Below are 10629 nucleotides of genomic sequence, written 5' to 3'. Positions count from 1 at the left end.
GGCGGGGGATTCGGGAAACGGCATGGGGGGAGAAACTTTCAAGCGGCGCGCACGGCGCTGCGGCCGGGAGCGGAGACAGTGAGTCGCTGATGGGAGCGGGGAGCGAGCGCCTGCGGGCGCACGAGCTTGCAGGCCCCTTAGCCGATCGCGCGCCGAAATGCGCGCTCTATTTTGCTCGCCATTCGTTCGCACTCCAGGGATCTGTGGCCGATCGCGCGCGGTTCTGCCGGTTTTGCGATATCTTTACCTGCGTCACGTAGGCCTTCCATCACTCGATCCGGTGTGTTGCGAAGCGCTTAGGTGGTTAATGTGATCCATTCCGAACTCGTGCCGGACGAAAACGCACCGGGCCCTGTCGCGCTCGAAAGCGTGGGTCCGCACGCACTTGCGGAACGCAGGGCTGGCTTGGGACTGCTCGCTCGCCTTCGCTGGCTGCTCGATGCAATGCTGCTCGCCGTCTGCTATTTCATGGCCGGGTATATCGGGCTCTCGCTGGCCGTGCCGCCCGGTTATGCGACGCTCGTCTGGCCGGCATCCGGCGTGGCGCTGGCGGCGCTGTTGCTGCGCGGTCCGCGCATGTGGATCGGCGTCTGGATGGGGTCGGCAGCGATCAATATGCTGCAGGGGTTCGAAGGCGTCGGCACGGTAAGCGAGGCCGTGATTCCGCTCGCGATCGCGGCGACTGTCGGCATGGGTGCGGCCCTTCAGGCGCTGGCAGGCTGGGCGTTGATGCGACGCCTTTGTCCGGACATCGACGCGCGCGAAGTGCGCCAGCTGTCGGCGTTGATCGGTGCCCTTGTCACCCCCTGCCTGATATCGGGCACGATCGGTGTCGGAGCATTATGGGCGGCCGGAATTGTCAGGCCGGAAAATCTGTTAGAAAACTGGTCGACTTGGGCTTTCGGCGATATGCTGGGCATCGCCTTCGTCGTTCCGATCCTGCTCTTTTCGCGCCTGTCCCCGGTCAGGATCCTGTGGCGTGGATCGCCGCTGCGCGGGCCGAGCGCGCTGATCGCCGCGTGTCTGACCACCACGCTGCTCCTGACCTTTTACGCCACGCGCCATGCTGCGGAAAATCAATACGTCCAGTCCGAGGCGAGCTTTGCCGCTCTGGCGACGGATACGGAACAGGCTCTTGCCTACCGTCTTGGAAATTACTCGCGCGCGATAGAGGCCGCAGGTGCCTTCGCGGCGCTGAGCGACCATGTTTCGCCAGCAGAATGGAACGATTATGTAAGCCGTATCAATCTCGATCAGTCCTATCCAGGCATGCGCGGCCTCGGCATCTTCCGCCATGTCGGCGCCGACAAGATGGATGATTTCCGTGCCGAGTTCGGGCGCGAATTCGGCAATCGGTTCGAAGTCCATCCCAAGCTGGTACGGGAACACCATTTCATCATCGATCGCATCGAACCGCTGGAAGACAATCTCGCCGCCCTCGGCCTCGATCTGTCTTTTGAGGAAGGGCGGCGCGAAGCCATTGCCTTGTCCGAAGCGACCGGCGAAGCGACCATCACGCGTCCGATCGCGCTGGTACAGGATTCAGGACACGGCGTCGGTTTTCTGCTGATGCGTCCGATCGCGGAAGACGATCCCGAATATGGTCGGCGCTGGTCCTATTCGCCTTTGATCGCGGCGGATTTTCTCGCCGAACTTACGCCGCGACAGGGAAGCGACTTCTCGCTCGAAGTCTTCTTCGGAAGCGGCACGGACGAAGCCGATCTCATGTATGCGAACAATGTAGACGAGACGCGCACGTCGCACTTCGAAATCGTACGCACGATCGAGATGGCGAACGAGCCCATCACGCTGCGTTGGCGCTCGCTCCCCGCCTTCGAAGAGCGTGTCACGTCCAACGAACCGCTCGTCGTCCTGCTGGCGGGCGTCATGATGACGATCCTGCTCGGGGTCCTGCTGATATCCTTTTCCCGGCGCGAGGCGCTGGTGGTCCGCAAGGTGGAAGAGGCCACCGCCGAAGTGGCCGAACGCAATCGCATGCTCAATCTTGCCGAGGCGACGGCGCATGTCGGCCACTGGCATGTCGATCTTGAAACACGGACTGTGAAATGGTCGGACGAGGTCTATCGCCTGCACGGCATCGAAGGGGAGACGCCGCCCGGGCTCGACCACGCGATCGAGCTTTACCATCCCGAAGACCGCCCGATCGTGGAACAGGCGATTGCCGATGCTTCCATGAACGGATCGGGCTTTCGGTTTGCCGCGCGACTGGTGAAGGCCGACGACAGCATCCGGCACGTCGAAGTGATCGGACATGCAGGGGGCGAGGGGAATTCTGCAGCGATAGCGGGTGTCCCGAAGCCTGCGGCCAAGACCCTGTTCGGCGTGATTATCGATCGAACCGAGGAGGTTCAGATGCGCCGGCACCTTACCGAAGCGCGTGATCGCGCCCGCGCCGCCGACGAGGCGAAGACCAGCTTCCTCGCCAATATGAGCCACGAAATCCGCACGCCGATGAACGGGGTCATCGGCTTTACCGAACTTGCCCTGAGCGAAGCGGAGGATCCGGCCCAGCGCCGCCGCCTGGGAATGATCGCGGATTCGGGCAATGCGATGCTGCGCCTGCTCAACGATCTGCTCGATTTCGCCAAGATCGAAGCGAACCAGATGAGCGTCAACGGCGAGCCGACCGATCTACGCCACACGATGCGCAGCTGCCTTCGGCTGATGGAACCGGCTTCGCAAGCCAAGCGGATCAGTCTCGACCTCGATATCGACCCGCTTCTTCCCCCAAGGGTGGTGATCGACAAGATGCGTCTTCGCCAGATTGTGCTGAACCTGCTCGGCAATGCAGTGAAGTTCACCGAACAGGGCGGAGTGGCTTTGGGCCTGGCGGTCCTGCCCGACGAAAGCGGCGAGGGCCGGTCGCTTCGGATCACTGTGCGCGACACGGGTATCGGGATTCCCGCAGACCGGCTGGACAGCGTGTTCGAGAAATTCACGCAGGCCGACGAGACGATCGCACGCCGCTTCGGCGGGACGGGTCTGGGCCTGCCGATCAGCGCCCGGCTCGCGCGGCTCATGGGCGGGGAATTGCGCGCCGAAAGCGAGGTCGGCAGGGGATCGTCCTTCATTCTGGACCTGCCGATCTCGGTGGCCGACGCGGACCAGCCAGACGTCGCCGAAGTTCCCGCGCAGCCCGAAGCTGAGCCTGCCGCGTCCACCGCGCTCAGGATTCTCGTGGCGGAAGACAATCCGGTGAATCAAGAACTGACGCGCGCGATGGTCGAAAAGGGCGGCCATACCTGCGAGCTGGCCGAAAACGGCCGCGAGGCGATTGCCATGGTCCGAATGGCCGAGAAAAAGGGCGAGCCGTTCGATCTGGTGCTGATGGATATGCAGATGCCGGTACTCGACGGGATTGGCGCTACGACGGCGATCCGGTGGGCGGGCGTCTCTCCGGGGAAGCTTCCGATTGTTGCGGTGACCGCCAACGCCTATGCCGACGATATCCGCCAATGCCGCGCCGCCGGAATGCAGGGCCATCTGGCGAAGCCGCTGCGGATGAAGGATCTGATGAAAGCGATCGCCCAATGGACAGGGACGTCGCAAGGAGGGGGCGGCCAGCCGCCCGCCGCAGCCAAAGCAGCAAATACCAGTCCGCGACTGCGCAAGATGTTCGCGGATCGCCTGACCATGACCCTGAAAGCGATCGCTGCGGCGCGCGACGACGAAACGATCGATGATGCCGCACGCGCCGGAATCGGCAGTCTGCTGCACCAGATTGCCGGAACCGCAGCGCATTTCGGCGCGGAAGAACTCGGCAGACAATGCCTCGAAACGGAAAAGGCCTTGTTGGCCTGCAAGCAGGAACCAGAAATGCGCGCGATGATCGATATCATCGCCGAAAAGATAGAACGCGAAAGTGCGGCGCTGGCGGCCTGACAGGAAACGCCGTTAGGTAATACTCTCACCCATCTTTTCGCCCAGCCGAACGCCGCCTTCCGGCTTCCAGTCCCGATTGAACGCGATCGTGTCCTTTTCGAACAGCATGATGACGGTCGAACCCAGGCGGAACCGTCCCATTTCCTCGCCCTGATTGAGGACGATCTCGCGATCCGCGTAATCCCATTGCGCGACCTTGCCCGTCCGCTTCGGGTTGATGACGCCGTGCCACACCGTCTCCATGCTGCCGACGATCGTGGCCCCCACCAGGACCATCACGAACCGCCCATGCGTTTCGGAGCGAAATACGCACACGGTCCGCTCATTGCGCGCGAACAATCCGGGGACGCCGCGTGCGGTCACCGGATTTACGGAAAACAGCGATCCCGGCACGTAGATCATCCGTTCCAACCGGCCGGTGCACGGCATGTGGATGCGATGATAATCGCGTGGAGAGAGGTATAGATTGGCGAAGCGCCCATGTCGAAAGCACTCGGCCAGTTCTGAGTCGCCGCCGACCAGCTGGGTGGTCGTGAAGCGATGGCCCTTCGCCTGAAGGATTTGGTGATCCTCGATATCGCCCAACCGGCTGATCGCGCCATCGACCGGCGACACGAAGGCCGCATCGGCCAGGGGGCGGGCGCCGGACTTAAGGGGGCGCGTGAAGAAGTCGTTGAAGGATTGATAGCTCGCGAGATCGGGATTCTCGGCTTCGCTCATATCCACGCCGTATCGGGCGACGAACCAGCGGATCAGCGCAGTCGTCGACCGACCGCGCCGCGCATTCGCAACGCGCCCCGCAAGCCGGGTCAGCCATTGTTTGGGAAGGAGATGCTGGGACAGGATGAAAAGACGATCACGCATGGACTGTTCAACGCAAAACCCGGAATGATGTGCCGAAGCGTCTGCTGCGGCTGGCTGCGCGGCAATTGACACACCGTCTCGACGGGGGAAAGTCGCGCGCCGCGATTTCGCCGGAGTGACCCGGAAACCGGGCCGTGCTAGCGCGCCTGAAATGGAATCCCCCCTTGCTTTCGATCCGCTGCGTTTCCTCGACGAGACCTGGCAAAGGCGCCCGCTGCTTATCCGAGAGGCTTGGACCGATTGGTCCAACCCGCTCGAACCGGACGAGCTGGCGGGTCTCGCATGCGAGGCGGAGGTCGAATCCCGCCTCGTGCGGCATACCGCGCCTGGTCAATGGGAGTTGGAAGAGGGGCCCTTTGCGCCGGACCGCTTCGCTCGATTGGGCGATTGTCCCTGGACGCTGCTCGTCCAGGCTGTCGACCATCACGTGCCCCAGGTGGCCGAACTGATCGAACCGTTCCGCTTCATTCCCGATTGGCGGATCGACGACGTCATGGTGAGCTATGCTTCGGATGGCGGCGGGGTGGGGCCGCATTTCGATCAATACGATGTGTTCCTCGTCCAGGGGCTGGGCCGGCGGCGCTGGCGCGTCGGCAAACGGTGCGACGACAGCGCGCCTTTGCTGCCGCATGACGGGTTGCGGCTGCTTGCGGACTTCGAACCGGAGGAGGAATGGGTGCTCGAGCCCGGCGATATCCTCTACGTGCCACCGGGCTTCGCGCATGACGGGGTGGCGGTCGGCGACGATTGCATGACCTATTCGATCGGTTTTCGCGCGCCCTCGCGCGGCGATCTGGTGTCGGCTTTCGCGGATCATGTGCTCGATACGCTGCAAGAGGACGACCGGTATACGGATGCGGCGCTCGCCGCCGATGCCAATCCGGGCGAGATTTCACCGGAAGCGGTCGGGCGGCTGCACGACATGGTCGTCAGCGCGATGGCGGACAGGAACGCATTTGCGGCATGGATCGGCGCCTTTGTCACGACGCCCAAGGACGAGCGGATCGATTGGTCGCCCGAGGAGCCGGTTTCCCTCGGCGATCTCGTGCAGAGCGACACTGCGTTCCAGCGCAATCCGGCAAGCCGTTTTTCGTTTATTCGCCAGAGCGACGATGCCGTGATGCTGTTCGTCGATGGACGCGGCTGCCTGTGTCAGGGTGTCACTGCGAGAGTGGCGGAACGGATCTGTGCGGAAATGCGATTTTGTCTGGCAGCGGAGACCATGGCCGATCCGCAAGTGGCCGAGCTGATCGTCGATCTGATCAATCGCGGCTGCCTTGCGCCGAATGAAATCGACTGAGCGGCGACGCAATCAGACCCGCCGCCATGTGCCTGGGGCCAGCCCGTCCAGCGTCCATTCTCCCACCGACCAGCGGACCAGCCTGAGCGTGGGATGGCCGACCGCAGCCGTCATGCGGCGGACCTGTCGATTGCGGCCTTCCGTGATCGTGAGGCGCAGCCAGCTGTCGGATATGGTCTTGCGCACGCGAATGGGCGGATCGCGCGGCCAGAGGGCCGAATCGGCGATCAATTCCGCCACGGCTGGCCGCGTGAGCCCCTCCTTCAGCTTCACACCCTTGCGCAAAGCCTCCAGCGCCGTCTCGTCGGGCTCGCCCTCGACCTGCGCAAGATAGGTTTTTGGCAGCTTGAAGCGCGGATCGGCGATGCGCGCCTGTGTGCGCCCATCGTCGCACAGCACCATCAATCCTTCGCTGTCGAAGTCGAGCCGACCGGCAGGATAGAAGCCCGGCGCATCGATGAATTCGGCCAGCGTGGGGCGAGGGGTGCCCTGCCGCTCGTCGGTGAATTGCGAGAGTACGCCGTAAGGCTTGTTGAACAGGATGATGCCGGTCATGGGGCGAGGCCTTCTGCCGGAGGTGGGCGAAGCAAGCGTTTGCCCTTGCGGCGGCTCGTAAGGTGGAATGCGCGGCAGCGATCGCAGCGATAATAGCGCAGGTCCAGCGGCGCTTCGATCGCCGCTGTCAGCGCCTCTCTTTCGCTGCCGAACCGCCTTTTGCGCGCGCACACGCTGAGCCGGGTTCGCATTGCGATCAGGCCCCGGCCTTTTCGAGGCTTTCCTGCGCGTCGAGCCATTGAAGTTCGGCCTCTTCGAGCTTCTCGGCGACTTTGGCCCGATCGCGCATCAAATCGGCAGGCGATGTGCCGGAAGGCCCATCAGGATCGGCCAGCGCCCGGTCGAGCTTTGCGAGCCTGTCCTGAAGCCGCGTCACTTCCTTTTCCGATGCGCTCGCATTGCTGCGGGCAAGGCGCAGGGCCTCTCGATCCTTGGCGGAGCCGCGCTTGTCCTTCTTCGGCTTCGCGCTGCCCGGCTCCTTGGGCTGGTTCCGGCCAAGCACGAAGTCGATATAATCCTCCATGCTCCCGGCGTAATCCTTGGCCAGCCCGTCATCGACGAGCACCAGCCGATCGGCGGTTAGTTCGACCATGTGCCGATCGTGGCTGATCAGGATGACGGCGCCGTCGAAGTCGTTCAGCGCCTGCACCAGCGCCTCGCGCGCATCCACGTCGAGGTGATTGGTCGGCTCGTCGAGGATGAGAAGATGCGGCGCGTCGCGCGTGATGAGAGCCAGCGCCAGACGCGCGCGCTCACCACCCGAAAGCGTGGCGATCTTGGCTGTCGCGCGGTGGCCGGAGAACCCGAACCGCCCAAGTTGCGCACGAACCGCGCCGGGGGAAGCGCCGTCCATCGCGCGGGTCATGTGATCGAGCGGAGTGCCGTCGGAGGACAATTCCTCGACCTGATACTGCGTGAAATAGCCCACCCGCATCCGGCCCGAGACGTTCATCTCCCCGTCCATCGGCGCGAGCTGTCCGGCCAGAAGCCGAGCAAGCGTGGTCTTGCCGTTGCCGTTGCGCCCCAGCAGCGCGATCCGGTCATCCGGGTCGATCCGCAGGTTCAGCCGCTGGAGAATGGGTTTCTCGTCATACCCTACCGCCGCAAGATCGAGCGTGATGAGGGGAGGGCGCATTTCGTCGGGGCTCGGGAAGTCGAAGCTGAGGCTCGGATCTTCCATCATCGCCGCGATGGGCTGCATCTTCGCCAGCATCTTGGCGCGCGACTGGGCCTGCTTGGCGGTGGAGGCACGGGCGCTGTTGCGCGCGACATAGTCCTCCAGCCGTGCGCGCTGGGCATCCTGCGAGGCCTTTGCCGCCGCCAGCTGCGCGGCGCGTTCGGCGCGCTGCTTCTCGAACGCGTCGTAGCCGCCGGGATAGACTGTCAGTCTGCCGTCCTGCAGATGCAGAATCGCAGTGACCACCTTGTTCAGCAGGTCGCGTTCGTGGCTGATGATGACCAGCGTGCCCTGATAAGCCTTGAGGAAGCTTTCCAGCCAGAGCGTGGCTTCCAGATCGAGGTGGTTCGAAGGTTCGTCCAGTAACAGGATGTCGGGATTGGACAGCAGCAGGGCACCCAGCGCCACGCGCATCTTCCAGCCGCCCGAGAACGTATCGATCGGACGCGCCTGCATCTCTTCGTCGAACCCCAGACCGGTCAGGATGATCGCGGCGCGCGATGGGGCCGCGTAGGCATCGATCGCCAGCAGCCGGTCGTGGACGTCGCCCAGCCGATCCATGTCGCTGCAGGTTTCCGCTTCTTCGAGCAGGCTGGCACGCTCCGTATCCCCGGCCAGAACCGCCTCGAACGGGGTGGTCGATCCGCTCGGCGCTTCCTGCGCGATATACCCGACGCGCGCGCGCCGCGGCATTTCGATCGAGCCGTTGTCCGGCTCGATCTCGCCGATCAACGCCTTCACCAGCGTCGATTTTCCGGCCCCGTTGCGACCGATCAGCCCGATCCGGCTCCCGCTCGGGATCGCAGCAGACGCGTCCTGCAGAATGGGGCGGCCGCCGAGGCGGACGGTGAGATTGTCGATCTTGATCATGTGGGCGCGGCCCCTAGCAGGGAGCGTCGAAGACCCCAACAGGTAAGCAATTGGCTTGCTGAGTGGTCGAAGTCGTGAAGGCGGTCGCTGGCATATCACAAGGCCGGGAAGAATTCGTATGAGGCGCGCTTCTCACCTGCTTTGCGTCCTCGCGGCCAATCGGCCCTCACTCGGATTTGGGCAAATTGGCGAGAATGTATTCGACAGCCCAGCCGACACCGCCTCCGTGCGCAAGCGTGATCGGGTACATGCTCAGGTATTCAGGTGCGGTGTTATCGGGCGTCCATTCCGCAGCGACTGCGAACCAGCCCATCGGTATCGCGCTCGCCTGGATCATTCGCTGGTACGCCCGCTCGTGGGCTTCCGGGCTGAGACCGCCCGAGGCGTCGGAAACGAAATAGACTTCGTAGCCGTCGCGTATGGCGGAAATCGCGGCGTGTGGTTCAGGCCAGGGATGGCCCGCTCCTCATCTGCTGCAACCAAAAGCTTCATCTAAAGCTTCGCGCAAAGGGCAGGGGCATTGGCCTCGTCGCAAAAGTCTGGAGGCTTTGTTTCCTGCCAATAGGAGACCAGTCCCAATTTGCGAGCCAATGGTTCGTATCCCGGGAGGGCACGGGTTCGGTTGGAAACGAAGGCCAGTCCCGCGCGCGCGCGTGAAGTCGATGTCGACGCAACACTCTTGATCAGGGCGAGCCCCGCATCCGGGGCGCCCAGGCGTTCCAACAGGATAGCCGAGATGTCGTTATAAGTATCGGGCCCAGCCGATGCCTCGACGATCTTTTGTGCGGCTTTCGCGCGGTCTGTTTGGCTGCCGTCAAGCAAGGCTTTGTAACCGGCGAGCCAGGCCTGCGCCAAAGGTCGATCTCTCGCCTTTTCCGATGCAGCGATCAGGTCCGCCGCGCGCGCATACTCCCCGGCCAGTGTCGAGATCATCAGGCGCTGACCAGCCGTGCTGTCATCGTCTCCCGTCCGCAGGTCGCGCAAGGTCTGGAGATCGGCTTCCACGGCGGCGCGATTGCCCTTCAGCGCATTGTAGTAACCGGACATGCTGAAGGCCGATGGAAAAATCGGGCCCGCAGCAGTGGCTCTCTTCAGGTGCTTTTGGGCCTCGTCCACCCGTCCATGCAGCAGAAGAAAGGAACCCAGCGAAAGTTCTTCGCACATGCAATCGAGCGGACGCGCGGCAACGGCCTTGCGTATCTGTCGCTCGCGTCCAACAAGATCGTCGGGATCGAGCAGATCCGCTGCTTTGAGCAGGGCCGTCCCGTTGTCCGGATCAAGCGTGAGCGCCTTTTGGTTGAGCCTCTTCGCCTCGGCTAAAAGAGCATCGAATTCATCGGGATTGGCGTAAGCCTCGGCCCGTTTGAAGCTTCCAAGAACCGTCCAGCCTTCGGCAAAGTCTGGCGCCAGAGTGGTGACGCGCTGCAATTCCAGAAGAGCACGGTCGAAGTCTCGCTCGATCAGTCCACCGTTCGAACAAACCGAAGCCCAGGCTTCCAAGGCATCAGTAGGCAGGCTGGCGGCGCCGGTTGCTCCCAAGGTGCATCGAACGAGAAGCGCGGTGCTGATCGCGACGCGACGCGGTAGCTTTGCCGCGTCATCGACCGGATGGGTGAAAGTGTGCGACCAGATTACTTTTTGCGAGTTTTCATCCTGCAGGCGAACGATCGCGATCAGATCGTCACCTTGGCGACGCACGCCGCCTGTCACGAAGAAACCGGGATGGTCGCTATCCTGCGCCTCGTCCGCAACGATCAAGGCAACCTTGCTCTGATAGTCCTCGCTGAAAGCGGCACTGATGTCGTCGCGGATCGAGGGAATGACGCCACTCGGCATTTCGGGTGACTGGGCGCTGAAGTCAGTGAGGCGGACGGTGGCTTCGGTCGCCATCGCCGGCGTGCTGTCGAGATTTACGACAAACGAAGCCAAGGCCACCACTCCCGCCGCGGTCGAAACGGCC

At 63.3% G+C, this 10629-nt stretch carries 8 protein-coding genes; 3 read left to right on the top strand and 5 right to left on the bottom strand.

Annotated elements, in window-relative coordinates:
* On the top strand, nucleotides 1–260 hold a 260-nt coding region (locus A3736_RS17795), incomplete at its 5' end, for a hypothetical protein (protein WP_233999168.1).
* 49 nt (nucleotides 261–309) lie between these two features.
* A complete protein-coding gene (locus A3736_RS01745) occupies nucleotides 310–3903 on the top strand; it encodes a CHASE domain-containing protein (protein ID WP_067678427.1) in 3594 nt (1197 codons plus the stop codon).
* A 12-nt stretch (nucleotides 3904–3915) separates the two neighbouring features.
* Here the strand turns inward: A3736_RS01745 and asd are convergent, their stop codons facing one another.
* Entirely contained in the window at nucleotides 3916–4767 is an 852-nt protein-coding gene (asd, locus tag A3736_RS01740; RefSeq protein ID WP_067678425.1) for an archaetidylserine decarboxylase, read from the bottom strand.
* A 151-nt stretch (nucleotides 4768–4918) separates the two neighbouring features.
* Here asd and A3736_RS01735 point away from each other — a divergent pair, with 151 nt between their 5' ends.
* Nucleotides 4919–6067: a cupin domain-containing protein gene (locus A3736_RS01735; RefSeq protein WP_067678419.1), complete on the top strand. Its 1149-nt coding sequence runs from the start codon at nucleotides 4919–4921 to the stop codon at nucleotides 6065–6067.
* Nucleotides 6068–6079: 12 nt separating this feature from the next.
* On the opposite strand, the gene A3736_RS01730 is transcribed toward A3736_RS01735, so the two are convergent.
* From A3736_RS01730 to A3736_RS01715, 4 genes are all read right to left on the bottom strand, one after another.
* The gene (locus tag A3736_RS01730) at nucleotides 6080–6622 is read right to left on the bottom strand and encodes a pseudouridine synthase (RefSeq protein ID WP_067678416.1); all 543 of its coding nucleotides are present in this window, start codon (nucleotides 6620–6622) and stop codon (nucleotides 6080–6082) included.
* A 196-nt stretch (nucleotides 6623–6818) separates the two neighbouring features.
* Nucleotides 6819–8669 (bottom strand): ABC-F family ATP-binding cassette domain-containing protein, encoded by a 1851-nt coding sequence (locus tag A3736_RS01720; RefSeq protein WP_067678410.1) that lies wholly within the window; start codon nucleotides 8667–8669, stop codon nucleotides 6819–6821.
* Nucleotides 8670–8835: 166 nt separating this feature from the next.
* Nucleotides 8836–9099 carry an isochorismatase family protein gene (locus A3736_RS18225; protein WP_082851251.1) on the bottom strand — a complete coding sequence of 88 codons (264 nt, stop codon included), beginning with the start codon at nucleotides 9097–9099 and terminating at the stop codon, nucleotides 8836–8838.
* Between the two features lie 62 nt (nucleotides 9100–9161).
* The gene (locus tag A3736_RS01715) at nucleotides 9162–10604 is read right to left on the bottom strand and encodes a hypothetical protein (protein WP_233999164.1); all 1443 of its coding nucleotides are present in this window, start codon (nucleotides 10602–10604) and stop codon (nucleotides 9162–9164) included.
* Between the last annotated feature and the right edge of the window lie 25 nt (nucleotides 10605–10629).

The organism is Erythrobacter sp. HI0063 (assembly GCF_001635685.1).
Classification (GTDB): Bacteria; Pseudomonadota; Alphaproteobacteria; order Sphingomonadales; family Sphingomonadaceae; genus Qipengyuania.
This window is presented reverse-complemented; position numbering and strand designations above follow the sequence as displayed.

Bases quoted from the DNA above. Each gene is read 5' to 3' on its own strand.
- A3736_RS01720 (WP_067678410.1), bottom strand. From the start codon at position 8,669: ATGATCAAGATCGACAATCTCACCGTCCGCCTCGGCGGCCGCCCCATT.
- A3736_RS01735 (WP_067678419.1), top strand. From the start codon at position 4,919: ATGGAATCCCCCCTTGCTTTCGATCCGCTGCGTTTCCTCGACGAGACC.
- A3736_RS01730 (WP_067678416.1), bottom strand. From the start codon at position 6,622: ATGACCGGCATCATCCTGTTCAACAAGCCTTACGGCGTACTCTCGCAA.
- asd (WP_067678425.1), bottom strand. From the start codon at position 4,767: ATGCGTGATCGTCTTTTCATCCTGTCCCAGCATCTCCTTCCCAAACAA.